The sequence below is a fragment of the Sorangium sp. So ce131 genome (assembly GCF_051519095.1).
Taxonomy (GTDB): Bacteria; Myxococcota_A; Polyangia; order Polyangiales; family Polyangiaceae; genus Sorangium.
Genome location: NZ_CP150455.1, coordinates 13,464,740 through 13,491,128 on the forward strand (window position 1 = coordinate 13,464,740; position 26,389 = coordinate 13,491,128).

The 26,389-nt window shown below is 70.1% G+C and carries 22 protein-coding genes and 1 pseudogene; 16 read left to right on the top strand and 7 right to left on the bottom strand.

The genetic code is table 11. The features are described 5' to 3' along the window. Nucleotides 1-288: 288 nt before the first annotated feature. Together WMF43_RS48995 and WMF43_RS49000 are read left to right on the top strand one after the other, a co-directional pair. The gene (locus WMF43_RS48995; protein WP_437675785.1) at nt 289-1,035 is read left to right on the top strand and encodes a hypothetical protein; all 747 of its coding nucleotides are present in this window, start codon (nt 289-291) and stop codon (nt 1,033-1,035) included. Nucleotides 1,036-1,539: 504 nt separating this feature from the next. After that, nucleotides 1,540-2,988: a PQQ-dependent sugar dehydrogenase gene (locus WMF43_RS49000; RefSeq protein ID WP_437675786.1), complete on the top strand. Its 1,449-nt coding sequence runs from the start codon at nt 1,540-1,542 to the stop codon at nt 2,986-2,988. A gap of 239 nt (nt 2,989-3,227) precedes the next feature. Here WMF43_RS49000 and WMF43_RS49005 read toward each other — a convergent pair whose 3' ends face one another. Next, entirely contained in the window at nt 3,228-4,430 is a 1,203-nt protein-coding gene (locus tag WMF43_RS49005) for a polysaccharide deacetylase family protein (RefSeq protein ID WP_437675787.1), read from the bottom strand. A gap of 680 nt (nt 4,431-5,110) precedes the next feature. On the opposite strand from WMF43_RS49005, the gene WMF43_RS49010 reads away from it, so the two are divergent. From WMF43_RS49010 to WMF43_RS49030, 5 genes are all read left to right on the top strand, one after another. Beyond that, nucleotides 5,111-5,542, top strand: a complete 432-nt coding sequence (locus WMF43_RS49010; RefSeq protein ID WP_437675788.1) for a hypothetical protein — start codon at nt 5,111-5,113, stop codon at nt 5,540-5,542. A 175-nt stretch (nt 5,543-5,717) separates the two neighbouring features. After that, nucleotides 5,718-6,860, top strand: a complete 1,143-nt coding sequence (locus WMF43_RS49015; protein ID WP_437675789.1) for an ABC transporter ATP-binding protein — start codon at nt 5,718-5,720, stop codon at nt 6,858-6,860. 2 nt (nt 6,861-6,862) lie between these two features. Further along, the gene (locus tag WMF43_RS49020; protein WP_437675790.1) at nt 6,863-7,795 is read left to right on the top strand and encodes an ABC transporter permease; all 933 of its coding nucleotides are present in this window, start codon (nt 6,863-6,865) and stop codon (nt 7,793-7,795) included. Continuing rightward, nucleotides 7,788-8,579: an ABC transporter permease gene (locus tag WMF43_RS49025; protein WP_437675791.1), complete on the top strand. Its 792-nt coding sequence runs from the start codon at nt 7,788-7,790 to the stop codon at nt 8,577-8,579. Before WMF43_RS49020 ends, WMF43_RS49025 begins: the two co-directional genes overlap by 8 nt. 37 nt (nt 8,580-8,616) lie before the next feature. Beyond that, entirely contained in the window at nt 8,617-9,735 is a 1,119-nt protein-coding gene (locus tag WMF43_RS49030) for an extracellular solute-binding protein (RefSeq protein WP_437675792.1), read from the top strand. A gap of 9 nt (nt 9,736-9,744) precedes the next feature. Here the strand turns inward: WMF43_RS49030 and aguB are convergent, their stop codons facing one another. From aguB to WMF43_RS49045, 3 genes are all read right to left on the bottom strand, one after another. After that, complete coding sequence (gene aguB, locus WMF43_RS49035) at nt 9,745-10,632, bottom strand: N-carbamoylputrescine amidase (RefSeq protein WP_437675793.1); 888 nt, start codon at nt 10,630-10,632, stop codon at nt 9,745-9,747. Nucleotides 10,633-10,764: 132 nt separating this feature from the next. Next, complete coding sequence (locus WMF43_RS49040; RefSeq protein WP_437675794.1) at nt 10,765-12,504, bottom strand: hypothetical protein; 1,740 nt, start codon at nt 12,502-12,504, stop codon at nt 10,765-10,767. 66 nt (nt 12,505-12,570) lie between these two features. Further along, a complete protein-coding gene (locus tag WMF43_RS49045) occupies nt 12,571-13,917 on the bottom strand; it encodes a cation:proton antiporter (protein WP_437684240.1) in 1,347 nt (448 codons plus the stop codon). 602 nt (nt 13,918-14,519) lie between these two features. Here WMF43_RS49045 and WMF43_RS49050 point away from each other — a divergent pair. After that, nucleotides 14,520-14,732, top strand: a complete 213-nt coding sequence (locus tag WMF43_RS49050) for a hypothetical protein (RefSeq protein WP_437675795.1) — start codon at nt 14,520-14,522, stop codon at nt 14,730-14,732. Nucleotides 14,733-14,765: 33 nt separating this feature from the next. On the opposite strand, the gene WMF43_RS49055 is transcribed toward WMF43_RS49050, so the two are convergent. Then, nucleotides 14,766-16,640: a DUF4082 domain-containing protein gene (locus WMF43_RS49055; protein WP_437675796.1), complete on the bottom strand. Its 1,875-nt coding sequence runs from the start codon at nt 16,638-16,640 to the stop codon at nt 14,766-14,768. Between the two features lie 920 nt (nt 16,641-17,560). On the opposite strand from WMF43_RS49055, the gene WMF43_RS49060 reads away from it, so the two are divergent. From WMF43_RS49060 to WMF43_RS49070, 3 genes and pseudogenes are all read left to right on the top strand, one after another. Beyond that, nucleotides 17,561-18,442: a hypothetical protein gene (locus WMF43_RS49060; protein ID WP_437675797.1), complete on the top strand. Its 882-nt coding sequence runs from the start codon at nt 17,561-17,563 to the stop codon at nt 18,440-18,442. 13 nt (nt 18,443-18,455) lie between these two features. Beyond that, a pseudogene (locus WMF43_RS49065) lies at nt 18,456-19,232 on the top strand (trypsin-like serine protease); the annotation flags it as partial. A gap of 661 nt (nt 19,233-19,893) precedes the next feature. After that, complete coding sequence (locus WMF43_RS49070; RefSeq protein WP_437684242.1) at nt 19,894-20,241, top strand: STAS domain-containing protein; 348 nt, start codon at nt 19,894-19,896, stop codon at nt 20,239-20,241. 60 nt (nt 20,242-20,301) lie between these two features. On the opposite strand, the gene WMF43_RS49075 is transcribed toward WMF43_RS49070, so the two are convergent. Together WMF43_RS49075 and WMF43_RS49080 are read right to left on the bottom strand one after the other, a co-directional pair. After that, a complete protein-coding gene (locus WMF43_RS49075; RefSeq protein WP_437675798.1) occupies nt 20,302-21,054 on the bottom strand; it encodes an SDR family oxidoreductase in 753 nt (250 codons plus the stop codon). A 132-nt stretch (nt 21,055-21,186) separates the two neighbouring features. Then, nucleotides 21,187-22,089 carry a helix-turn-helix domain-containing protein gene (locus WMF43_RS49080; protein WP_437675799.1) on the bottom strand — a complete coding sequence of 301 codons (903 nt, stop codon included), beginning with the start codon at nt 22,087-22,089 and terminating at the stop codon, nt 21,187-21,189. Between the two features lie 127 nt (nt 22,090-22,216). Between WMF43_RS49080 and WMF43_RS49085 the strand changes: the two genes are divergently transcribed. From WMF43_RS49085 to WMF43_RS49105, 5 genes are all read left to right on the top strand, one after another. Further along, a complete protein-coding gene (locus WMF43_RS49085; protein ID WP_437675800.1) occupies nt 22,217-22,984 on the top strand; it encodes a nuclear transport factor 2 family protein in 768 nt (255 codons plus the stop codon). A 209-nt stretch (nt 22,985-23,193) separates the two neighbouring features. After that, nucleotides 23,194-23,739 carry a nuclear transport factor 2 family protein gene (locus WMF43_RS49090; RefSeq protein WP_437675801.1) on the top strand — a complete coding sequence of 182 codons (546 nt, stop codon included), beginning with the start codon at nt 23,194-23,196 and terminating at the stop codon, nt 23,737-23,739. Nucleotides 23,740-24,435: 696 nt separating this feature from the next. Next, the gene (locus WMF43_RS49095) at nt 24,436-24,807 is read left to right on the top strand and encodes a hypothetical protein (RefSeq protein ID WP_437675802.1); all 372 of its coding nucleotides are present in this window, start codon (nt 24,436-24,438) and stop codon (nt 24,805-24,807) included. A 496-nt stretch (nt 24,808-25,303) separates the two neighbouring features. After that, the gene (locus tag WMF43_RS49100) at nt 25,304-25,642 is read left to right on the top strand and encodes a hypothetical protein (RefSeq protein ID WP_437675803.1); all 339 of its coding nucleotides are present in this window, start codon (nt 25,304-25,306) and stop codon (nt 25,640-25,642) included. 434 nt (nt 25,643-26,076) lie between these two features. Next, on the top strand, nt 26,077-26,232 hold the full coding sequence (locus WMF43_RS49105) for a hypothetical protein (protein ID WP_437675804.1): 156 nt from the start codon (nt 26,077-26,079) through the stop codon (nt 26,230-26,232). Nucleotides 26,233-26,389: the final 157 nt, after the last annotated feature.

Consider the following 26,389-nt stretch of genomic DNA (forward strand, 5'->3'; position numbering starts at 1 on the left):
GGCGGCGGACGCCGGAGGCGCGTCGATGCGCGGTGCGCCGCTCGCGTGAGGCCTGCCGGTCTGATGCCCCGAGGCCTCACCCGATCCGCGGCGCTGCCTGGAGCGAGCTCTACCGTGCGGCCGCGGCCGGGCCGCGCGGCCCTGGTCGCACCTCGCGCCGCTGGCACCGCGGTTGCTCGGTCGCTCGAGGCTCAATGCTCAATGCTCAATGACCGAGGCGGCTCCGCCGCGCAGACCGCCGCCCCCCCGCCCAGCGAGCGGCCTTTTCGGGCAGGCATGGAGGAACGCTTGGAAGCGCAGATCGCCGTCGACATCATCGTGCCGCGGGAGATGCGGCCGGACGAGAAACAGCCGCTGATGGAGGCGCTTTACCTCGTGCGCCGCCAGATCTTCGACGGCGTGGAGGAGAAGAAGAGCTTCGTCAACCACGTCATCCGGTCCGAGTCGGAGCACGGCGTCGTCCTTTTGCACAGGGCCGCGGACGGCCGGATCGACGGGTACTTCGCGATGCAGATCTTCGAGCGGCGGACCGGCGGCGCAGCGGTCGCGATCTTCCGCGGCGAGTGCGGGGCGCTCGGCGACGCCGGCGCCGGCGACGCCCTGGCGCGCGCCGCGCTCGAGCGTCTGATCCGCTACATGCTCGCCCGCCCCGGCCGACCGCTCTATTGCCTCTGCTCGCTGGCCCACCCGTCGAGTTATGCCCTGCTGGCGCGCTTCGCCGACATCACCCAGACGAACCCGACCGAGGGCGGGCTGGCGGACGCGGACGCGCTCATGTCCGAGCTCGCCGCCGCGTGCGAGCGCGATCCGGACGAGCACGGTGATCCGTTCGTGTTCGAGTCCCGCCAGAAGGAGGTCGCGCCCGCCAGCGCCTACGACTTCCTGCACCTCTACGAGAACCCTGCGGTCCGTTATTTCCTCGCGACGCACCCCGGCTCGACGGACCGGCAGGGGCTCATCACGCTCGTGCCGCTGAGCCTCGGCGGCATGATGCGCGCGGCGGCGCGCCGCGCGGGGCCGGAGTCGCGGCGCTGAGCGTCGCGGCGCGCGCTCGATCCAGGCGAGCCACGACGGGCTCAGGGAATCGGGCGGGAACACCCGATCTATTCCGGAGAGAATTCTCCGCTGTATTCGTGGAACACCCGATCTAACCCGGAGAGAATTCTCCGCTGCATTCGTGATGGCGGACGGCGCGCGCGGGGCCTTGAGGACGGGGCGTCACCTCGACTTCGACAGACATCCGCACGAGAGGCGTGTGGTCTCGATTGCCCAGCTCATGGGCCCGGAGACGAACACCATCGGAGGACGCGAGCCCGACTCGGGCCCGCTCTCCGGCCTCACCTGGGCGCGCGGCGAGGGCCGCCGCCAGAGCCCCGCGGCGGCCGCGCGCGAGCGCGGAGAGCTCCGCGTTCGGGCGTTTCCCAGAGAGGGACGTAGGGAAGACCCGTCACCCCCTCAGCTTGTATTTCGCGCTCGCCCAACGCTGAATGGACCGTCGTTTGAGAGTGCGCCGCCGCGCTCTTTATGTAGAATGCGCCCATGACAAAGCGAAATCTGACTTTGGCTTCCTGTCTCGCTCTCGCGCTCGGCAACGCCGCGTGCGGCGACGACGGGCAGTCCAACAATGGTGCGACCGGGACCGGATCCGGCGGCGGGAGCACCGGTTCCACAACGACGTCGACGAGCGCAGGCCCCGGCAGCGGAAGCGGCGGCGGCGGCGATACAGCGTCGGCGACCGGGACGGGCGGCGGCGGGGCGACGGGCACGGGCGGAGGGAACGTGGACCCGCCGCCGGTTTGTAATGCCAGCGCAGCGCCGGACGTCGGGAAGCTCGCGCTCGAGACCGTGGTCAGCGGCGTGGACAGGCTCGTGTACGCGGCGCAGCCGAAGGACTCGAGCGACTGGTACCTCGTACAGCAGACCGGAACGATTCGGGTGTTCACGGGCGGCGCGCTGCGCAGCGGGGCGTTCCTCGACGTGAGCAGCCAGATCGCGCTGCTCTCCGGCATGTTCGACGACGAGCGCGGCCTCCTCAGCATCGCGTTCCCGCCCGACTACGCCACGAGCGGCAAATTCTATATCATGATGACGGCCACCACGGGCACGAACATGAATCGTGACGTGGTGCTCGAGTACAAGCGATCGAGCGATCCTTACGTCGCCGACCCGACGCCCACGAAGACGATCCTGCGGCCCGATGCGTCCGCGGTGAACCACAACGGCGGCCATATCGTGTTCGGGCCGGACGGGATGCTCTATGTCGGCACGGGGGACGGCGGCGGGAGCTGCAACAGCGACAAGCCGGGAGCGCCGCAGGATCCCAGCTCGCCGTTCGGCAAGATCCTCCGGCTCGATCCGAACGCCCCCGAGCCGTACGCGGCGGCCGGCAACCCGTTCCCCGGCGAGGGGGCGCGGACCTGGCATTATGGTCTGCGCAATCCGTACCGCTTCACCTTCGATCGGATGACGGACGACCTCTTCATCGGCGACGTCGGCCAGGACTCCTACGAGGAGGTCGACTATGCGCCCGCCGGCATGTCGGGGATGAACTTCGGCTGGGCGAAGTACGAGGGCGATCACGCGGACACCTGCCGCGGGCGCACGCTGCGCGAGGGAGCGACGTACACCCCGCCCATCGTCGACATCGACCGGCGCCAGAGCGCGACGGGGCCGTTCAGCGATTACGTGTCGGTCATCGGCGGCTTCGTGTACCGGGGCACGCAGGTGCCTCAGCTCCGGGGCGTGTACCTGTTCGGCGACTACACCGGAGAGCGGATGGGCGCGATCATGCAGTGCGGCGCGGAGACGTCGCCGATCACGGTCATCAGCAAGAACCGGGATCCGAACGCGCCGAACGCCCCGGCGTTCACGCGTCCGAGCGGCGAGCCGGCGTTCCGAGACCTCACGGCCATCGTCGAGGACAACGCCGGTGAGCTGTACTTCGTCGCGAACCGCGACAGCCTGGTGAAGGTCGTCCCCGGGACCTGAACGCGCCCGCGGCTGCGGGGCGGGCGCCGGTGAGCCGGCGCCCCGCCCAACGCCCCATACCCCGCGACAGAACGATCGCACGAAGGCGCCGTCGACCTCTCTGGTCTCGGGGCGCGGCGTCTGATCTTCGAAGAGTGGATGATTCATCGCCCGGGAATCAGGGGGCGGGAGGCGGCGAGCCGCCGTCGGCTCCGCCCGGAGCCGCGCCGGGGATGGCGCGGGGCTCCGGGCGGCTCGTGTCACGGCGACAGCGTGACGGACTCCGGGTCGAGCGCGACCTCGTAGTAGCCGTGCGGATCCCAGGCCAGCGGGACGCCGTTCTGCTTGAGCGTGCCGCCGGTGACCGTCACGCGCACGTACTTGCCCGGCGGGAAGTGGTCGGGGAGCTGCCACGTCAACGTCGTGTCGCCGCCGGACTGCGTGCTGGTGGCGGCGCCGACCGCCTTTTGCCCGCGCCAGTAGGCGCCGACGTTGACCACGCTGTCGATCCACACGTCGCCGAAATCCTTGGCGTGCTGGACGTGATCGAGGAAGGCCTGGAGCGGCACGGGCTGGAAGGCGCCGTCGCTGCCGCCGGTGAAGCCGTGCACCAGGACGGTGCGCCACTTCTTGGCGCTCCGCGCGGTCGTGACCTGCTCGTCGAACACCGACGTGGAGGCGCCGGTCGGGGGGATGAAGCAGGGCAGCGTGAAGGGATCCGTGTTGTCGTTCGGGCCGATGAGGGCGTTGGCCACGCCGCGGTTGATGAGGAAGCGCGTCCGGGCGATGCCCGTGTAATCCGACGAGCCGTTCGGAGCCGCCATCGTCCACACCTTGATGCCGAACTTCGACTCGATGAATTGCGTCGCGGCGTCCGTATCGGCGCCGCCGGCGTCCTGGCTCGAGTGGCTCTTCGTGTGGTTGCCGAGCTCGTGCCCGTCCTCCAGCGCCCTCTGCCACACCGGATCGTTCGACTCGTTCTTGCCGGTCTGGAGGTAGAAGGTGAACGGCACGCCGAGATCGTTCAGCGCGTCGTAGTTCTGGATCTGGCTCGAGTTGGAGTCGTCGAAGGTGTACGACACGGCGGCCGCGAAGCCGGCCCAGTCGATGACCTTGAACCCGCCGGGCGCGCCGGACGGCCTCGCCACGCCGCCGGGGCCGGGAGGCGTGGGAAGGCCGGAATCGACCACCAGCCCGCCGCCGTCCGATCCTCCACCCCCCTCTCCGTCGTTGCCGCCGGTGCCGGTGCCGGTGCCGGTGCCCGCGCCGCCGGTGCCTGCGGTCGAGGCCGACGTCGTGCCGCCCGGATCGCCGGAGGTGACGCTCCCGGACGTGCCGCTGCCGCTCCCAGACGGCTCACCGCCGCTGCCGCCGGAGCCACCCCCACCCCCGTCATCGCTGCAGCCGGTGAGGTGCAGCGCGCCCAGCAACACCATGGCGCCGAACGCTGCGGACGATGACATTGTAAAATTCCCAAGATATTTCAATCGCGAGGGCTTCGACATGATGAGAAAGATTCCCGCAAGGCGCGCGGATGATCAACACACACGCGGATTGACGCAACGCGTGAGCACCTCGCGGGGAGCAGGGGGAGCGAGGTCCGGGTCGGCAGCGCGCTCTGCTGGATTTTTCTAACGGCGCGGCAGTCGCCGGGGCATCCCGAGCGTCGCGTCGGCGCGCTGGCGATGGGCCGCGCGGGCCCCGAGCAGCACCTCGTCCAGCACGCCCGGGTGCCGCTCCCGGGCAGGAGGCCGTCGCAGCGGAGGGGATCGAGCGCGCCTGACACGCTGACACGCTGGCACCGCGGGCGTGCCACCACGCCGCCGCCCGCCGTTCCGCCCGGTCGCCGCGCCCCTCCGGACGACGATCGAGCCAGGCGGGCGGCCCCGCGAGCGGCGTTCGCGGGGCCGCCGGCCGAGCTCTCCCCCGCCTCATCCCAGAGCCTCCCTGTACCCGCCACGAGAGCCACACGCCCGAAGGCGCCTGGTCCGGAGGTTGCTGATACGCCGTCGCACGAGGCGCCCCCCGCGAGGCGCGCCCTCACAGGACGCGTGATCACAAGACGCGTCATCTCAGAGAGTCAGCCCCGCTCCAAGCGAGGCAGAGAAGCAGCTTTGCATGGCAAGGCTCACGAGGAGGTCAGATGATGATCAAGCAGAGATCATTTCTCGTCGGCATCATGCTCGGAGCGATGGCGTCAGGCGCCATCGGCGTCAGCGCCGTGGCATGGGCCGGTGCAAAGGACACGAGCAGATCGGGGTTTCATGTCTACCCGGACGGATCCGGCTACGGCTCCGGGAGCCTCGGGGCCGCCTGGAACAGCGCCAACTCGGTCGAGCGCATCGGGTGCCACGTCGACGCCGTGCCGGACCTCGACGGAGAGCTGGTGGTCTCGGGGTTCTGCGAGGTGACAGACCAGACCGGCGCGTCGGCGATGTGCGTGACGCGGGACGAGCGGCTCATCCAGCTCATGCTGTCGGTGGGGCCCAGCACCCGGGTCGGCTTCCGCTGGGACCCGGAGGGATGGTGCACCTCGGTCGGCGTGAGCCACGAGTCGCACTACCTGCCCCCGTGACGCGGCGTCGCCGCGGCGCCGCCTCCGCCTCGTCGAGCCGCGGTCGCGCGGCGCGGGGCGGCGGCGCGCCGCGGCCCGGCCGGCCGGCGGCCGCGCCGGCGCACCACAGCCTACCTCGCGCGGCGCCCCTCAAGAAGTGTTGAGAACACCGCAGCGCCTGCGGGATACTCGCCCCATGGCGCAAGCAAGTCACGGGGCGGGCGGGGGCGCCGCCCACGGCGCGACAGCCAACCAGTCCGCCATCGAGGTGCGCGGCGTCAGCATGGTGTTCGGCACCCCCGCCGGCGAGGTGCGCGCCCTCGACGACGTCTCCGTCTCGATCGCCCGAAACGAGTTCTTCACCCTGCTCGGCCCCTCCGGCTGCGGCAAGACGACGCTGCTCCGGCTCATCGCAGGGTTCGAGCAGCCCACGACAGGGCACATCCTCCTGCACGGCGCGCCGATCGAGCACCTCCCCCCGCACCGGCGGCCCGTGAACACCGTGTTCCAGAGCTACGCGCTGTTCCCGCACATGTCGGTGGCCGAGAACGTCGGCTTCGGGCTCGAGATGAAGGGCAGGCCGCGGCGCGAGCGCGACGCGCGCGTCCAGGCGATGCTCGCCCTCGTCCAGCTCTCGGGGTTCGAGGGCAGGAGGCCGTCGCAGCTCTCCGGCGGGCAGCAGCAGCGCGTCGCGCTCGCGCGCGCGCTCGCGAGCGAGCCAGAGATGCTGCTGCTCGATGAGCCGCTCTCCGCGCTCGACATGAAGCTCCGCAAGGACATGCAGATCGAGCTCAAGCGGATCCAGCGGGAGACGGGCATCACCTTCGTCTTCGTGACGCACGATCAGGCGGAGGCGCTCACGATGTCGGACCGCATCGCGGTGATGAGCGCGGGCAAGATCCTCCAGGTCGGCTCTCCGCGGGAGATCTATGACCACCCGGCGCGCCGCTTCGTCGCCGACTTCATCGGCGAGACGAACTTCCTCGAGGCGCGCCTCTCGGGCCGCGAGGGGGGCCGCGAGGCGCGGTATCAGCTCGCGAACGGCGCGCACGTCGTTGCCCCCGCCCTCGACGGGCTGTCCCCGGGCGCCCCGGTGACGCTCGCCGTGCGGCCGGAGCGCGTCGAGCTCGGCGATCCCGACGCGCCGGGCGCGCTCGCGGGCGAGATCCAGGAGGTCGTCTACGCCGGCGTCGACACGACCTACCATGTCGCCCTCCGCGGCGGGGGCGGGCTGCGCGCGCGCGTGCAGAACCGGACGGGCGGCGCCCCGTCGCGCGAGGCGGGCGCGCGCGTCGCGGTCCTGATCGAGCCGTCCACGATCCAGATCCTGGTGGAGTGACGATGGACGAGACGTCACGCGCACGGGTCGGGCGAGCGAGGACGGACTTCGAGCGGCGCATCCGGCTGCATCAGAAGCTCCTGATCGCGCCCGTGTTCCTCTTCCTCGCGGTCTTCCTCCTGGGCCCGCTCGGGCTCATGGCCTGGGTCTCGTTCCTCGATCGGGGGCCGCACGGCGGCATCCGGTGGGACACGTTCACGACCGAGGCCTACGTCAGCTTCCTGTTCGAGCGCGACTTCGACGGGAGCCTGATCTGGAACTCCGATTACGCGCAGATCTTCCTGCGCTCGTTCTGGCTCTCGATCTCGACCACGACGCTCTGCCTGCTCATCAGCTTCCCGACCGCGCTCTACATGGCGATGCTGCCGCCGCGCCGGCGGACGCTCTTCGTGTTCCTCGTCACGCTCCCGTTCTGGAGCAACCTGCTCGTGCGCAACTACGCCTGGATCCTGATCCTGAAGAACGGCGGGCTGCTCGAGCGGCTCCTCGGGGCCCTCGGGCTCGTGAGCGGGCCGCTCCACCTGCTCTATACCGATCTCGCGGTGAGCATCGGGCTCACGTACTCGTTCCTTCCGTTCATGGTGCTGCCCATCTACACCAGCCTCGAGAAGCTCGATTTCCGGCTCGTCGAGGCGGCTTACGATCTCGGCGCGGGCCCGTGGCAGGCGCTCCGCCGCGTCGTCCTGCCGCTCACGACGCCCGGGCTCATCGCCGGCTCGCTGCTCGTCTTCGTCCCGACGCTGGGCGCCTACGTGACGCCGGAGCTGCTCGGCGGCAGCAAGGCGCTCATGATCGGCAACCTGATCCAGAGCCAGTTCGGCGCGGCGCGCAACTGGCCGTTCGGCGCGGCGCTCGCCTTCGCGCTCCTCGCGCTCGTGCTCGCCGCCATGATCGCGTATGCGCTCAGGTTCCGGAGGAACCTCCCCGGTGCGTGAGCGGCTCGACACCCGCCGTTTCCCGGGGGCGCGGGGGGCCGCGTGGCTCCTCCTCCTCTTCCTCTACGCGCCGGTCGTCGTGCTCGTCGCGCTGTCGTTCAACGCGGGCCGCACCGCGGCGATCTGGGAGGGGTTCTCGCCGCGCTGGTACGGCGTCGCCCTGGACAACAAGGACATCCTGCGCGCGGCCCAGAACTCCCTCGTCGTCGCGGGGGCGGCGACGCTCGCGTCGACCCTCCTCGCGACGGCGGCGGCGGTGGGCATGGCGCGGCGCCGGTTCTCCGGCCAGGACGCGGTGAGCGCGACCATCGCGCTGCCGCTCTTGATCCCCGAGATCATCACGGCGGTGGCCACCCTCCTCTTCTTCAACGTCGTGGGCTTCGATCTCGGGCTCACGACGGTCATCGTCGCTCACACCGTGTTCTGCATCCCGTTCGCCTACCTCCCGATCCGGGCGCGGCTCGACGGGATGGACCGGAGGCTCGTCGAGGCGGCGGGCGACCTCTACGCGGATCCGATCCGGGCGTTCCGGCGGGTGACGTTGCCGCTGCTCTGGCCCGGTATCCTGTCGGGCGCGATGCTCGCGTTCATCACGTCGCTCGACGATTTCCTGGTCGCCTATTTCGTGGCCGGACCGGGGTCGACGACGCTCCCGGTCTACATCTTCGGGATGACCCGCGTCGGCACGAGCCCGGAGGTGAACGCGGTCTCGACGATGATCCTCGCCGTGTCGATCCTCACCGTGTCGCTGTCGTTCCTCGTCGCCCGGGTGCGCGCGCGCTGAGCCGCGCGGCGGGCGGTGACCCCCTGGAGAGCAACCCATGATCAAAGACGCCACATCGCTGATCGCCGTCCTTGTCCTCGCGATGTCCGGCCTGTTCTCGGCCGGGTGCAGCCGCGAGGACGGCCAGGCCAAGCCGGAAGGTGACGCAAACCCGGAGGGTCAGGCCGCGCTTCAGGCTGCCTCGAAGGAGCTGTTCCTCTACATCTTCTCGGACTACTTCCCGACGGATCTCATGAAGAAGTTCGAGGCGGAGACGGGGATCCGCATCACCATCGACGTGTACGACTCGAACGAGACGATGCTCGGGAAGCTGCAGGCGGGCGGCACGGGGTACGACGTCGTCGTTCCGTCGGACTACATGGTAAAGACCATGATCGAACTCGGCCTCGCCGAGAAGATCGACGTGTATGCCATGGAGAACTTCAAGAACATCAAGGCGCCGCTCGAAGCGCCGAGCTTCGACCCGAAGCGCGAGTACTCGGGGCCGTACATGGTGGGGCTCACCGGCTTCACCTACGACTCGGCGCGGGTGCCGGGCGGCACGATGGAGGAGAGCTGGAGGTCGATCCTGGAGCCCGCGCCGGAGCTCAAGGGGCAGATCGGCATGGTCGACGACGAGGTCGACGTGTGGAACGCGGCGGCGTATTACCTCGGCTTCGACAAGTGCACCGAGAAGCCCGAGGAGGCCGAGAAGATCCTCGCGCTGCTCCAGAAGCAGAAGCCCAGCGTCGCCGTCTACAAGTCCGACGGCGCGCTCGAGCGCATGACCTCGAAGGAGGTGATGATGCACATGCAGTGGAACGGGCAGGCGCACCGGGTCAAGCAGAAGCTGCCCTCGGTCGTCTTCGTCTACCCCAAGGAGGGCCTGAGCTTCTGGAACGACAACCTCGTGGTCCCGAAGGGCGCGAAGAACAAGCAGAACGCGAGGACCTTCATCAACTGGATGATGAAGCCGGAGAACGCGGCCGCGGCGTCGAACTTCACCGGGTACATGAACGCGATCGAGGGCTCCGAGCAGTTCTTGAACCCGGCGCTGCGGGACGACCCCGCCGTCGTGATGCCGGAGCAGTACAAGGACCGGCTGCGCCCGGGCAAGGTCTGCTCGGCCGCGACACGCGCGCTCCGCAGCAAGGTGTGGACGCGGCTCAGGAAGTGACGGCCGCGCTCACCCCACGGCCTCGCCCCGGGTGGCGCCGTCCAGCGTGAGCAGGGCGCCGTAGAGCTCCGGCCGCCGGTCCCGGAACAGCCCCCACGAGGCGCGCTCCGCGCGGCAGCGCTCGAGATCGACGGCGGCCGTGATCACCGCCTGATCCGTCTCGTTCGCCTGGGCGATGAAGGCGCCCCGGTTGTCGGTGATGAACGACGACCCGTAGAACGTCACGTCCCCCGCCTCGGACTTCTCCGTGCCGACGCGGTTCGAGGCCACGACAGGCACCATGTTGGCCGCCGCGTGCCCCTGCATGACGCGCATCCACGGGTCGCGGGAGCTGATCGCCGGGTCGAGCAGCTCGCTGCCGATCGCGGTGGGGTAGAGCAGCACCTCGGCGCCCCGCAGCACCATGCAGCGCGCCGCCTCCGGATACCACTGGTCCCAGCAGATCGCGGCGCCGATCGTGGCGTAGCGCGTCCGCCACACCCGGAAGCCGGTGTCGCCGGGGTTGAAGTAGAACTTCTCCTGGTAGCCGGGGCAGTCGGGGATGTGGCTCTTGCGGTAGACGCCGAGCATCCGCCCGTCGGCGTCCAGCACGGCGAGCGCGTTGTAATAGGCGTTGTTCGCCCGCTCGAAGAAGCTCACCGGCAGGACGACCCCGAGCTCGGCGGCGAGCGCGGAGAAGCGGCGGAGGACGGGGTGCCCCTCGGCCGGGCGCGCGAGCGAGAAGTAGGACTCCTTCAGATCGGGGCAGAAGTACGGCGTCAGAAACAGCTCCTGCAAGACGATGATCTGGGCGCCCTTGCCGGCCGCCTCGCGGATGAGCGCCTCGGCGGTCTGCACGTTGCGTTCGGTGTCCCAGCTGCAGGCCATCTGCGTGGCGGCGAGCGTGACGGTGGTCATGAGCGCGGCTCCCAGGGCATGTCGATGCTGTTCATGGAGCGATGGTAAACGGGCTCCTCCGGGCGTTCAAGGCGGCCGAGCCGTCAGAAGGATGCCTGTCCGGGCCGCGGCCCGGCGCCGCGGCGGAGGGCGTCACGGCCCGTATTTCGCCATGAAAGGGGTGAAGACGGCGCTCTTCCGGTCCATCGTCCCGGGCCCGAACGTGGCGGCGCCGAAGAACCACCCGCACACCGCGGCGTTGCCGGGCTGATCCGGGCTCGACCGATCGAGCGCGATCGCCATCCCCGCCTGATCGCCCTCCGCCCAGTCGCCGCCGGCGTCGTCCGGGTCGTTGCCGATCCGACGAGCCCAGCGCAGCGCGCCCCGATCGCTGAACTTCGCGATGAAGACGTCGGACGTCACCGTGGGATCCGGGATCCCCTCGGCGAGCCTGTTCCCGTCGCCGAAATCGACGCCTTCGGGCTGCTCGCCTTCGGTCCGGAGGTAGCCGACGAGCCCGATGTTGGAGAAGCGGTCGACGGCGATCCCCAGCGCCTCGTCGAGCCCGACATCGCCGAAGGCCTTCTCCCATATCGGGGCTCCGCTCGGGCTCAGCTTGGCCATGAAGATGTCCCCGTCCTCGCGGCCGGCGACGACGTGCTCGCTAGGCTGCTCGCCGAACCGGATGCTCTTCTTGAAACCGCCGGTCAAGAGGATCTCTCCCGCGGGGTTCACCGCGACCGAGCTCGCCCACTGATCGCCGTTCTGCTGGGCATCGTCGTCGTCGCCCCCGATGAGCCGGCCCCACTGCGGGACGCCGGCGGCGTCGAGCTTCCAGACGACGATATCGATTCCGCCGCGAGAGTCCTCGAATTGCACCCCGTTGTTCCGCCCGAGGCCCGCATCGCTGGTGGTGCTGGCCGCGAGCACGACGTTGTCGAATCCGTCGATCGCGAGCCCCACCGCGCCGCACTGCGCGCGCTGGAACCCCGAGCCCGGCGGTGAGCAGGAGAAGCCGACCGGGAACTTCCAGCCCCAGACGACGCGCTCACCGTCGCTGCTCAGCTTGAGGACGAAGACGCCCGGCACATGCTCCTGCGTGGGGTCGTCCTGGTAGCCCCGGAACACCTCCGCGTCGAGGGGCACGCTGCCGTACCCGACGCCGGCGACGACGACGTTCCCCTCGCTGTCCACGGCGGTCCGCACGCCCCACTGGTCGTCCTCGTCTCCGAAGAGCTTGCTCCAGACGTGGGCGCCGTCCGCATCGAGCTTCGTGACGAAGATGTCGGTCGTGTCGTCGCGTCCGGTGAACACGTCCGCCTGGGGCCAGTAAGCCGACGCCATGTGGGTCCCGGTGACGAAGACAGCGCCCTCTGCGTCGGCGGCGACGCCGTTGCCCTGCTGGACCTCCGGACCCACGAGCATCGTCCACCATCGAGGCTCGCCGCGGGGGCCGTATTTCGCGACGAACGCGCTGAACGAGTCGCCGTGCTCGATAGGCGTGCTGCCCGTACCGAAGTCGGCGCTCGGGTTGATGGAGTCGTTGGGGGCGAAGACGCCGGTGAAGAGCATGTTCCCCTCGGCGTCGTACGTCACGTCGTGGGCCGAGCCGCTCACGTCCGCGGGCGAGAACGCCCAGCCGACCTTGCCCGGGTAGCTGAAGGTCTCGGCGATGTCGGTCGCCGGGCTCCCCCCTCCGCCAGCCGAGGACATCGACCCGCCGGCGCCGACCCCGCCGGACGAGGACGATGTGTCGGCGCCCGTCGAGCCCCCGGCGCCGGGGTTGCCCTGCGTGCCGGGCGTGATGCCGAAGAGGGTATTGCAGCCGGAGAGCAGCGCGCCGGAGGCGAGCAGCAGCACAGGGAGCCTCGAAGAGAGGAGTTGTCGTTGCATGGCAGATGACCTGAGGTCTAGCAGGCGCGCGCGCCGTTCCGCTTGTCAAGCACAATCCCAGCCGGCTCACCGGGGCCGCTTCAGCGTCGCCTGGTAGCGGTTGAGGAGCGGCGTCGCGGAGGCGCCGTGCAGCAGGATGCTCAGGGCGACGACAGAGAGGGTGAGCTCGATAGTACGCCGCGCGGCGCCGCCGGAGAAGCCGTGATTGAGCGCATAGGCGAGGTAGTAGAGGCTCCCGATGCCGCGGATGCCGAACCACCCCATGAGCCAGCGTTGTTGAGGCGACGTGGGCGTGCCGGCGAGGAGCAGCCGCGCGGTCAGCGGACGCAGCAGGCAGAACAGCGCGGCCGCGAGGACGAGCGCCTGCGTGTTCCAGTAGAGGCCCATCGAGACGCCGACGATCGTGACCAGGACGACCTCGAGCATCCGCTCGGCGGTGGCGCCGAACGAGATCGTCTCTGCGACGATCACGCCCGCGGCGACCGCCGGCTCCGCCATCTCCTTGGGATCGACCCACGCGCCGACCAGGTGCTCCGCCGGCGGGTGGCCCGGGTCGGACCGGGCCTCGCGGGACGCCGCGCCCGGGTGGGGCGTCCGGGCGACCACCTGGAGCTCCGCCCGGCGCAGGCCCACGCCCGCGGCGAAGACGGCGAGGAACCCCCACGCGCCGACGACGGAGGCGGCGACGTAGGAGAGGGCGATGAGCGCCAGCGCGAGGAAGTCGCTGGGCGCCTCGGTGTCGCGGTGGCCGCTCCGGAGCCGGATGGCCCAGCGGCCGACCGCCACGCCGAGGCCATACCCGAGCGCGAGCGCGGCCGGGACCGCCCAGGCGAGCTTGAGCAGCGCCCAGCCCACGATCCACGACCCCAGCCCGCCGTGGTGCATCCAGCCCAGCGCGAGCACCACGAACGGGAACGCCATCCCGTCGTTCAGGCCCGCTTCCCCGGAGAGCCCGTACCGCATGCGGTCCTTGTCGGCGGCGTGGCCGACCGAGACCGCGCCGGCCAGCACCGGATCCGTGGGCGCGAGGATCGCGCCGAGCAGCAGCGCCTCGGCCGGATCGAGCCCGAGGAGCGCGCGCGCGAGCACGGCGAGGCCGAGGATACACGCGAGCAGGACGGGGCCGGCGAGGCGGTAGGCGGCCGACCACGCGCGGTCGCGCGGGGGGAGGCGGAGCTTCAACCCGCCGATGAACAGCGACACGATGACGGCGATCTCGGTCAGCCGCTCGAACCAGGCGCTGCACGCCTCGAAGTCGAGCCGGATCCAGCCGAGCGCCTGCGGGCCCAGCAGCCACCCGAGCCCGAGGTAGATGATCGACGACGAGACCGGCAGCCGCTTCACGTGCGCGGACGCGAGCGCCATCGTGAGGAGGATCCCGCCCGAGAGCGCCAGCCACTCGAGGAAGCTCAAGCTCTCGAACATCGCGCCTGGGTCCTCCTGTGCAATCGCCGCTGTCGTGACGTGGTCTCGGTCCGCCCTCGCGCCCACGCGAGTGCGCGGGCAGGCAGGAGGAGCGCCGGGGCGAGCCGCTTGCCGGTGACCTGGAGTACAGCACACGGGGCCGAGCTCCGCTCGCCCGCGTCGGGCGCGTCGCGTCGATTGCCGCCGTGAGGAGCGGGCTCAGCGTGGCTCGCGGCCCCCGCTCACCCAAGGAACACCGCGGCGCGACGAGCCAGCGCGGCTCGTCGCGTCATCTTCGAGACGAAGCGCCACGAAGCGTCGCGAAGCGCGATTCCGCCCAGCTTGACACCTCGATCGCGACCGGGAGAGGTTGAGCGTGGCCCACGCTCCACGCGCACGTGAGCCGGCCCTTGGCGGCACATCGTCGATTCGCCTCGAGGAAGGCTCGTCGAGGGTGTCCAGCGAATCGTCCGCGCTCCGCCGGAGAGGCGAGCCTCTCGGCGGACTGATCTGTGCCCCCTGAGGATTCGATGTCAGGCACCCGACGCAGCTCAATCCTACCGGGGAAGCTCGGAGACGACCAGCGCACGTCCCCTGCGACTGCGGACCACATGGTGAAAGAGCCTCCGGCGAGCGAGCAGCGCATCACACAGCGCTGCGTGGATTGCGGCACGGCGGCTCCGAAGACGGAGACGAACTACACGCTCATCAGCTCTCGTTACGGCTGGCGGTTGACGCGGACGCTCGACGCGGACGGCCGCAGGACGCTGGAGTGGCGCTGCCCTGGCTGTTATGCGCTGTTCCGGTCCAAGCGGCCGCTCTAGCAGGCGGAGGCGCGCGGCGCCGCGCTGGTGCGATCAGGGCGTGATCTTGTAGATGTGCGCCGTGTGCTCGGCCTCGAACGAGTCGGTGAACGAGCCGCCGCTGACGTCGAGCGTGCGGCCCTCGTAGAGGACCTCGGCGGAGGCGGCGGCGAGGCCGGGCGGCAGGGTCAGCGTGTAGCTCCCGGCCGGCTTCGCGCGGCCGAGCATCGCGAAGATGTAGTACGAGCCGCCGTGCTCCTTGAGCATCGTGTCGAGATCCGCGCTGAAGGAGTGCGCGTACGACTGGGTGTTGAGCACGGGCGCGAGATCCCGGATGTGCTGGTTCGTCTCGCGGACCTTGGCGCGCTGCGCGGCGTAGCAGGGCTCCCGCAGCGCGTGCTGGGACTGGCACGGGCCGCCGAAGCTGTGGTTGAAGTAGAGGACGCCGCGGGCCTCGTGGATGATGGACGACATCACCGCGCCGGCGATCTGGTCGGGCGTGATGCTCGGGGCCGAGTCCTCCGTGAAGGGGTGGCCGACCTCGACGAAGGCCCAGATCGGCTGGCGCTCGCCGTCGATCCCGTCGAGCTGGCGCATCTTGTCCATGGTCACCCCGTAGTTCGCGGAGAGCCGGCACGTGCTCGACGGGAGCCCGAGGAAGGTCTGCATCTCCCCGCAGATGTTGGGATCGGTGTACCAGTAGAGGTCGTTCGAGACGACCTGCGTGTACGAGTTGACGAACCGCTGCGCCTGGTTGACGCTCTCCCAGAGCATCACGCCCTTGCCGTAGTTCGCGTAGCGCACGCGCCCGTCCGACGGGGTGTGATCCACGAGCGTCTGCATGACCGTGTAGCCGCACGACGCGCCCGCGGGGCTGCAGATATCGCCCTGCCCGGGGCTGTTCCCGGTCCAGGCGGCGTCGCCGGGGCCGGCCCACATGTCGGCCTCGTCCGTCAGCATGTGTCCGACGGTCTCGCTCCCCATGCCGCTGACGCCGGCGATGGCGAACATGCCGTTCTGCCGGATGAGCGCGAGGTCGCTCCCGCTGGTCAGCTCGACATAGGTGTTGATCCCGGCGTCCCTGTCGAGATCGATGTCGCCCTGGCCGTAGACGCCCTCGAACCAGACGCCGATCGGGAAGAACGCCGGGTCGTCCCAGCCCGCCGCGTCGGTGTACGGGTGCGCGCCGTAGTACGAGGGTCCACCTTCCCACGGGACGAGGGGCAGGTCCAAGCTGCCGCCCCGGGGCGGCGCGTCCTCCGGCGCGAAGAGCACGTCGACCCAGTAGTTCGAGCCCTGCCACGTGCTCGTCGGGAACTCGGCGCTCCCGTAGTGATAGACGCCGTTGCCGCCGGACTCGCCGTCCTCCAGGGCGTAGAGCGCGCCGTTCACGTGCCCGGTGGACGAGAAGTAGTTGTTGCTGGCCGCGTAGCGCCCGTCCGGCGCGAAGTAGCTCGCGACGTAGACGTGGTTCGCCAGGATCGCGACCGGGGCGGCGAACCGGGCCTCCTGCCAGCCGCTCGCGCTCTCGCCCGTGAACTCCACGGACGCGAGCGGCTCCCCCGCGGCGGTCCAGAGGTGCCCGATGTGCGCGCCGCTGTTGCCAGGGCCCTTGTAGAAGCGGATCCCGGTGATCTGACCGCCGACGCTCGAGCGGAACTTCACGCCCAGCTCGACGGCCTGGTCGTCGTCGGCCGCCGCGATGGCCGGCACGTCCGCGCTCGACCAGAGGCTGACCTCGGGGCCGGTGAGCCCCTCGGGCGCGGAGGTCGCGCCGGCCTCGGAAGCGCGTGAGTCGTCGTGGCGCCGCGGCGGCTCGCCGTCGCGATCCGGGCCGCAGGCCGCGGACGAGGAGAGGAGCGCCAGCAGGCCGGCTCCGAGGTGCACCGCTGTCCGCCGGCGCGTGGACAGATAGAATCGTCGCGTCATGTCGAGCTCCTTCTCGCTGGCTGCAGCGGCCAGCTCCGGCGCGCAGGCGCTCAGCGATTCATGGTCGGCAGCCTAGCATGGCAGAGGCGTTGTGCAGCGCTGTTCGTGATGGACGTCGCGAGGGGCTGTCATCGAGTCTTCGACCGTTCGTGCGCTGTGAAGTAACGTGAAGAAGCGTGAAGGTGAGCTCGGAGCGCTCGTGATGACGGCCGCGCCCTCGGCCACGCCGGAATCCCGCGCGAAGCTCGATCCGGCGCATGCACGAGTTGTGGACACAGAGGCGATTTGCCGTGACGGCGGACTGCCCGAGGCGCTCTCTACGAGCCGCCCCCTGCTGAAAAAAAAACGCTCATCAAAGGGGTCGACTTCACTCCACAACGTGCGCGCTCAGCACACGCCGTCGCCACGAAGAGGGATGAGGCTGTAATCGTTCGCTCGTGAGCGAACACGCCGTCGCTCGTCGAGATCCGTGATTGGTTCTGCCGCTGCGCGCCCAAGCTCCGCGTCTCCGAGCTCGTCTGGGGCAGCGTCGGCTGGCCCATCTCCGGCGGACCCTGAGCGGCCTCATCAGGAGGGGGCCTCGTCCACGCTCGCGTGCCGATGCCTCCAACAAATCTTTGCAATAACAAATCTTTGCAGTGACGGGGCTTTGCGGTAACAAACCTTTGCAATAACAAATCTTCACAGAACAACGGTTCTTTGTGTATCGGCGGATGTCTGCTCTGCCGCATCGTCGGGAATCGTTTCCCTTGATCTTCCTCCTCTGTCATCGTACACCGGTGGCGCCTAGTTCGAGGCTGCAGCGGGCCGCGTCGCCAGGAGTGATGCGCGGCGCGCGCAGCCTCAGGTACGATCTAGGCTCGATGGCATGACACGAGCGGATGCCCGGTTCCTGTGTGACCGGGTAACGAGGAGTTCACATGTCAAGAATGAAACTTGTGAGCGGCGTCGTGGCGATCCTTCTGGGTACTGGGGCCTGCACTGCGATCGGCGGAGAGGAACCGGGGGCGGAGGTCGGCGACGCGGCGCTCCGCATCACGGCGCACACCGAGACGGATTTCTCGGGCAAGCTCGACGCAGGGGGGGATCTCGTGGAGTTCGAGGCGCGCCGGACGGGGCCGCTCACCGCCACGCTGCACCTCGAGGTGAACGGTCAGCCCTTCGACGCGAGCTACGATGGCGAGGTGATGCGCGCCCACTGGAACGGCTACAACGGCGCGCTCTACCCCGAGGACCTCGCGGCCCTGAAGCGCACGCTCGCCGCGCTGGGCGATCACTTCGGCGGTGACCAGGAGAGCCTCCGCTTGCACGAGGATTTCCTGGTGCGGCGCATCTCGTTCTGGTCGGAGGCGCCGGCCGGGCTGACCATGCCCGAGCGCGAGATCGACCTGAGCGCCCCCCATGGCGAGACCCCTCGCGTGATCCCGCCCGGCGTCATCGTCCACGAGGAGGGCGGGGCGGAGACGGCGACCGACACGATCGAGGTCAACCACCAGGCCTCGAACGAGGACGGCATCCTTTACCTCACGTGCAACGCCAACGCGGCGGCGTACCACGACGCCAGCGGCCACTGCCTGCAGTTCGAGAGCATCTTCGCCGGCCCGAACGCCGACGACTGCTACGGCAAGTGCGGCAGCGGGTGCGGCTTCGGCACCGCCGGGTACACGTACGATTGCCTCGATCACGATCGCTGTGGCCGCGCCCACGGCGGCTCCTCGAATCCCTGGGACGACGAGTGTGGTGATGAGTACTGGGAGGCGGACGACGACTTCCTGAACTCGATCATCGGCAAGTGCATCTGACCGGCGTCGTCGCATGTATCTGATCGAGGCTCGGAGCGTGCGGCCGCCCCGGCGACGGGGCGGCCACGTCGGTGCGCCGCTCGCGCGGCGCGCGGGGGCGCTGGCGCTGGTCGCGGCGGGCCTGGCCGGCGGCTGCGCCGGTGGCGGTGAGCCCGCGACGGGCGACGCGCCGGCGGCGATCACCGAGGGCACGCCGACGGACGGCGATCCCGCGGTGGCGGCGCTCCGAGCTCGGCGCGCCCTGTGCCCCCAAGGGCACGGCGTCGAGACGTTCTGCTCTGCCGTGCTTGTCGCCCCCCGCGTGCTGCTCACGGCCGCCCATTGCCTCTCGTCGCGGCGCGCCGAGGAGATGGAGGCCTATTTCGGCTCGAACGTGGCCGTCCCGGGGTACCACGCGCGGGTCGTCGAGCTGCACCCGCACCCGGCGTATGATCCGGACACCCGGCAGAACGACATTGCCCTGCTCCTGCTCGCGGCGCCGCCGCCCGTCCTGCTGGCGGCGCTGCGGCAGGCGCCCCTCGAGGCCGACGCGGTGGGGCAGACGATCCGCATCGTCGGCTTCGGCGCGTCGTTCGAGGACGGCGATCCTGGCGTGAAGCAGACGGGCACCGCCGTCATCACGTCGGTCGACGCGACCACGTTTCAGACCGCGCCCGGTCCCTCGCTGGCCTGCAGCGGTGATTCGGGCGGTCCGGCGCTCCTCGTGGACGACGGGGGCGAGCGGGCGTTCGGGATCGCGCGCTCGGGCGACGCGGCCTGCGACGGTTTCGGCGTCCATACCCGGGTCGACGTGTACCTCGACGAGTTCATCGGCCCCTACCTGGAGGCGGTCGAGGCGACGCCGCCGGCGAGCGCGGACGCGCCGGATCCCGGAGAGGACTTCTGCGCGCGCACGTGCGCCGAGGACGCCGACTGCCCCGCCGGGATGCTCTGCCTGCCCGAGGCGTTCGGGAAGCGGTGCGGCTACCGGGAGCTGCGGAGCGGCGTGTTCGGCGAGTCGTGCAGCGTGTCCGCCGATTGTGACGGTCCCTGCGTCGCGCTCGGCGCCGGGGCCGAGCAGACATGCCACTGCTTCACCTCCTGCAGGGAGCTCCTGCTGCCGCCGCCCGAGCCGGAGCCGGCGCCCTCCTCCTCGGGAGGGTGTGCGCTCGCGGGGCAGGCCCGCGCGCCGTCGCCGGGCGGCCAGAGCGCTGCGGCGCTCGTGCTGCTGGCGCTGGCGTGCGTGCGCCTATCGGCTGGAGGTGGATGGCCGCACGCGGGTGTTCATGGCCACGCGGTTCGCGCTCCGCGACGAGGACGGCAAGGTCGCGGGCGTCTGCGGGATCTCGGCGGATATCACGGCGCGCGTGGAGGCGGAGGAGCAGAGTCGGCGGATGCAGGAGCAGGTGCTCCGCGTCCAGGAGGAGACGCTCCGGTCGATCTCCACGCCGCTCCTTTCCATCGCGCCGGGCGTGCTGCTGGTGCCCCTCGTCGGCAAGATGAGCCGCGCGCGGGCTGAGCAGGTGATCGAGGCTTTGCTCCAGGGGGTCTCGGGGCAGCAGGCCAGCATGGTCATCGTCGACGTCACCGGCGTGTCGGAGGCCGGAGCCGAGGTGACGGACGCGCTGGTCCGGGCCGCGCGGAGCGTGAGGCTCCTGGGGGCGGAGATCGTGATCACCGGGATCCGGCCGAGCGTGGCCCAGACGCTCGTCGAGCTCGAGGCGGAGCTCGGGGGCATCGTCACGCGGGGCACGCTGGAGCGGGGCGTGGCGCATGCGCTCTCCGCCCGCGGCCGCCCGGGCGCGTCGAGGCGCGCCTGACGCCGCTCCGGCGCTCGTGCAGACGGAGAGCGCGGGCGCACCGGGGCCCCGCGCGGCGCGTCAGCGGCCCTTCGCGAGCCGCTCGTTGAGGGCGGTGAACGCCTGATCGAGCTCCTCCCGAGAGCTCAGGCGTCCCTTCTCGGAGAACTGGTACCCGAACTCCAGCGCGCCTTTTTCGATCTGGGCGACGGCGTGGTCCGCGTATTCATCGAGGGGCACACCCGCGTCGTGCAGCCCCTTTCCGCCGAGATCCGTGTTGACCGCGGGCGGGACGACCTCGATGACGCGGACCGGGCTGTCCTTGAGCTGATAACGCAAGCTCAGGGTGAAGGAGTGCAGCGCCGCCTTGGTCGCGCAGTACGTCGGCATGAACGCGATGGGCACGAACGCGAGGCCCGAGGTCACGTTGACGATGGCGGGCGATCCTTGCTTGATCAGATGGGGAATGAGGAGCATGGACAGGTGCATCGGAGCTTCCAGGTTGATGGCGATCTCCGAGCGGTGCCTCGACCAGTCCTGCGGCTCCCGCAGGGGAGGCGGGCGATTCTGGATGCCCGCGTTGTTGACGAGCACGTTGAGCGCGGGGAACTCGCGCGTGACCCGCTCGACCAGCGCTGCGCGTTCGGCCTCGACCGACACGTCGCACTGGACCACGCGGAGCCCGGGGCACTCCCGCTGGGCCTGATCGAGCTGCTCCTGCCGCCTGCCGCAGACGACGACGGTGCTCCCGGCCCGGACGAAGCGCTGGGCCAGCGCGAGGCCGATGCCGCTGGCGCCGCCGGTGATGAGGATCGTGCTGTTGTCGATTCGCATTGGGCGAGGCTAACCTGCCCAGAGGGGCGAGAGAAGCGGATCGAAGACGCGGAGATAGGCCAAGCCCTCACAGGGCGACCTGCCCTGGGTTGGCCGTTGACGTTCGGTTCGGCGGAAGCGCTCGGCCTCGCCTCACCGGGCGCGATTGCGCATGTAGACTCCAGGGGTCACGCCGAACTCGCGCCTGAAGAGCCGCGTCAGGTGGGCTTGATCCGAGAAGCCGAGGCGGCGCGCGACGTTGAGGATGTCGGCGTCCCGCGCCTCGAGCGCCTGCCGCGCGCGCTCGAGGCGCCGCCGCAGGACGTACTGGTGCGGGGCGACGCCGAGGGATCGCTTGAACGCGCGCGCGAAGTGCGCGGCGCTCAGCCCCGCGGCGTCGGCCATCCGCTCGACCGTGAGCCCGTCGCCGAGGTCCGCCTCGATCAGCGCGAGCACGCGCTGAAGAGCGCGCCGCGACAGCCCCCCGCTGCGCGCCGCAGGGGCGGGTGCCGCCTTCACGCCGAACGATCCGGCGATCTGGACAGCCAGCGCGGTGGCGAGCGCGTCCACGAAGATGGCGCCGCTGGGGCCGCCGCGCTCCGCCTCCGCGGCCAGGGCGCGGACGAGGTGCTCCAGCTGCGGGGAATCGACCGCGTAGGCCCGCCTGAGCTCGCGGTCCTCGTCCTCCCCGAGCACACGGAGCAGCTTTTCGGGCTCGAGCGTGACGATCGCGAAGCCCGAGGGCGCGTGGACCCGGTGGGTGAACGACGCGCCCGCCGGGCAGAACCAGAGCTGCCCCGGAGCGAGGGTGATCTCGCGCGGGCGCCCGTCGATGCGCGCCTCGAACGTGAGCGCGTCAGGGTCGGTGTTCAGCGCGAGGTAATGCGCGCGCACGGTGAGATCGTGCACGTCCCACGACGGGTTGTACCCGACCTCCACGTGCACCCCTGGCCAGCCCAGATCCGCGCTGGAGGCGTCGATGCGCGCCGACGCGAGCGCGTCGACGGGCTCGGACGAGCTCGAGGCGACGAAGGGGACCGCGCTCCGACCTCTCACGCTCCGGACTTTACCCGCCTCCGCCGCTCGAGGCGAGCGGCGCAGGTTCCTTCAACGGTGCTTGCGGGGTTCGTTCAAGCGCGAGGCGCCGCGCGCGCGCACCATCACCGCAGATCTGGAGCCAACCATGACCCCCACCGGAGCCCGCGTTGTCCTCGGCGCCGCCGCCATGGCGCTCGCCGCCTGCGCCCACCCGAGCAGCGCCGTCGAACCCGGCGCGCAGGAGAACCTCATGCAGAACGAGACGAGAGACCGAGCCGCCATCCTGGAGACCATTCATAACGTCGCCCGGGGCGCCGATCTTCGCCAGTGGGACACGGTGCGCGCGGCGTTCGCCGAGCGCGTCGTGCTGGATTACGGCGTGCCCGAGCTGCTCACGCCCGAGGAGATCGTCTCCCGGTGGAAGCCGCTCCTGTCGGCGTTCGACAGCACCCAGCACACCATCCGGGACGAGCAGGTGAGCTTCGTCGAGCCCGACCTCGCGCGCGTGCGCTCGCTGTTTCTGGCGACTCACCACCTCGCCGGCGCGGCGGGCGGCGAGCTCTGGACGCTCGGCGGCCGTTACGAGCACGAGCTCGCGCGCGCGGCGTCGGGGTGGAAGGTGACCCGCATGCGCATGATCCCCGGCGAGTCGACGGGGAACGCGGCCCTGCTCGAGCGCGCGCGTGAGCGCGCCGGCCTCGCCGCGCCGCCGCCGCCCGCGTACCGCGTCGAGCACGTGCGTTTTCCGAGCCAGGGGGCGGACCTCGTCGGCCTCGCGCCTGCGCGCTCCGACGCTCATCGTCCATTCCGAGGACGGCGCCATTCCGGACGGCGCGAAGCGATTCGCGGCCGCGATGCCGGTCGCTCCCCGCGTGGTGTGGACGGCCGGAACGCAGTTCCATTTCTACGATGACCCCGCGACCGTCGACCGCGCAAGCCAGGAAGCCGCCGCGCACCTGCGCGCGACCCTGGGGGCGCGCTGAGCTGGCGGGACGCGAGACAACGAGCCGAGGAGGCACCGCCACACCGGACGACCCTGGCGGGACCGCGACCGTCCAGCGGGGCGGCGCGGGGGGGCCGGCGCGGCGGGCCGCGACTGCGGCCGGCAATACGGAGGGATTGATGAGAAACGCGCTCAATTCTATAGCCCCGCTTCTGCTTATAGCATCTACCCACGGCTGCGCCCCGCCACAGCACAGGCCACCCGAGGACGCCGCGAGCAGCGCGACCGCATCGGAGGCGCGGGAGAGGAACCGCGCCGTCGTCGAGGCCTTCTTCGCCAGGCTCGAGGCGTTCGATATCCGGGGCTTCGCCGAGCTCTTTGCGGAGACGGGGCGGCAGGCCATGCCGTTCTCGCCTGAGGGCTTCCCGAAGGTGCTGGACGGTCGCGCCGCCATCTTCAACCAGTACCGGAGCATGCCCGACAACTTCGCCGGCATGCGGTTCCCCGACCTCGTCGTTCACGACATGGTCGACCCTTCCCGGTTCTTCGTGACCTATCGTGGGGAGATCCGGCTGAAGTCCGGCGCCGCGTACAACAACACGTATGCGGGGATGTTCGTGATCCGGGACGGGCGGATCGCGGAGTACCACGAGTATTTCGATCCTATCGTCCTTCAGCGCGCGTTCGGAGGCGCGCTCGAGGAGAGCTTCAACGTGGGGCGATGAGCTGAGCTGGCCTGCCGTGGCGGTGTCAGAGGCCAATGAGGGCGCGATTCCTCTCGTACACACGAGTGCCTTCTCGTGGAGCCCCATGCCCTGGAGTCGGGGCACACGCAGGTCACACGGCGTGGCGGACCTGGGGGGCTGCCCGTAAACGAGGTTACAACCGTCGACAGATCCGTTGAGGACGTGCCGAGTCCGTGGATGGACGACGGCTTCGCCCAGCCCGTTCCCTCGGTCATCGCTCCGTGGTGGCCCGCAGCTCGCTTGAGCGGCGCACATGCGAACACATCATCTCGCCTCCGCAATGCTGCTCTCCTTCTCGTGTGCGCTCTGTGCTGCATCGTGCGCCCTGAGCCCGGAAGCGACGTGGGAGACGGATGACGACACCGAGGCCTGGATCGCGGTCGTTCCCGGCGGTGGAAGGGACAGCCATCAAAACTTGGACGGCTCGGAAAGCTTCGAGCTCGTGGCAACACCAGTGGCGACGGATGCAACACCGAATGCGGCCCCGCGCGGTAGATGCGAGGACGCCTGCATGGCCTACTGGGAGGTCATCGACAGGTTTTGCAAGCAGGTTCCAGCTAAATGGAAGTTTCGTTGTCATCTCGCGAAAGCTTCTGGAAACGCTGCATGCCACGCCCGTTGTCCCTGACGACCCGGTTGACGGGCTGGGGGGAAATCGGGTGCTATGATGCCATCATGGACATCATCGGCGAACGGAAAGTCGTCTTTCAGCCGGCCGGAGCGGAGCATGAGCGCGAAATTTCCCTTCGCGTCGGCCGACCTCAACAACGACCGGATGACGGCTGGGAGGTCCAGATCGACATCTTGGATCCAGAGAAGCCGTGGAAACTGCCGCCAGTGTGGGGAACCGATGGTATAGGCGCGGCCATCCTCGGCATCTTCGCGCTCTCCAAGTACATCGAGTGGTACACCATGCGGGGGCGTCTGACGTTGCCTGAGCATGGAGAAAGCGTGTTTCCAGAATGGGCACTCCTGCTGGAGGCGAGCACGCCGCCCGCTCCTGCCCAGGGGGCAGCGCCGGCCATGGACGGTGAGGCGGAGGGGTAGGATCGCGCTCTGCTCGCCCCCGTTCAGGTCTCCGCAGCCAGCGGCACCGTGGGAGTGCGTCCTCGCGAGCACGGACCTGGCCGAGCTGGACCGCGAGCTCCGCCGGGCCGTCCCGTGAGGCGCGGCAAGTACCGGTCCGATCCGAGGGAAAAGCCCCGGGAGGCGCTTCGGAAGTGGCTGCACGGTATCGCCTGGCGGCAGGCAGGCCACTACTTCGACAGCGCGTACGTGCGCCGCGTCAACTTCGACGCCCAGAGTCGCTCGGCCGGCTACGCGGGGTCGTTGGTCCGAGCCTGGAGGCCCAGCTGGAGGCGCGCGACCTGCTCGCGGCGATCGGCAGCCTCAGGCCGGAGCATCAGGAGATCCTCCTGGTTGTCGACAGCCCGGAGACCCTCTCCGCGTACGCGCGACGGCACGGGATGAGCCCACACAGCGCGATCAGCCGGCTGCGCATCGCGCGCGCCGCGCTCGAGCTCCGGCTCCGGAGGTGGCGCCGATGCCGGTGAAGCGACCCCCGAAGCACAAACTCGGCCTTCCTAAGGGCGCCATCGTCACGCGCTACAAGACCCACAAGCGCAAGGTGCGGCTCATGAACGGCCGGACCATCGTGCTGGTGTTCGAGGAGTCGTACACGCGGCGCCTGCTCCGCATCCCCAAGCGCGTGACCGAGCGCCACCTGCGGGAGCTCCGGCGCGCCGGGTTCGACCTCTGGACGGACGTCTTCGGCAAGCCCATCGCCAAGGCGCCCGGCGCGCCCTGGTTCAACGACGCCGCGTTCGAGATCGCCCGCTGGCGCTTCATCCAGCGGCAGAAGCGCCGTCGCAGGCGCGGGTAGGTCCCCAGCTGCGCGACGTCACCGTCGGCGAGGGCGAGCAGGTCTCCCACGTTGCCCGAAGCCTCGGGGTGCCCCCCGAGACCACCTTCGGACGAATCCGGCCTGGGCCGCAAGCACCTCGCACCTCGCGCACGTGCTCAAGCGCTCGCGTCGCTTGCGGTAGACCCTCCTACCTTCCCGGCCAGATAGGCGAGGGCGAGCTGGTGAGCGCCATCGCCCGGTGCCTCGGGGGGGGGCCATCGGGACCGCGTTCTCACGGCTACGTCGGGGCCATCTCAACCTCGAGTCCGCGGTCAAACGGCGGCGTCAGGGAAGTAGATGTGCGGTCTTGGCGGCTCGATGTCGCCCGCAGGCGCCCTGGCCCACCGACGCGACCGACCAAGCTCTGCCTCGGCACAGCGACCGCATGGACGTAATGTGTCCTAGACCACCTGTTGACGCCGCCCCTCTCCTGGGAGATCGAACGCGCGCATCCGGACCGGGAGGAGAACATGGGGTACGGCTTGAAGCTGAAGGCGGGCGCGTTCGTGCTGTGCGGCGGGTTCGTCGCGGTACTCGCATCGGCGTGCGACTTGTCCTACACGGTGTGACACGGTGGAGCCTGGAAGCGGGGACGATGAGATTCCGACAGAATCCGTAGGGGCGGGAGATTTTCTCAGAGGCGGCGACGAAGGCGAGGGCGGAGGCGAAGAAGTGGGGAGCGAGTCGCTTGCGCTGATGGCAGGGTGCTCACCAGTCCATAGCTGT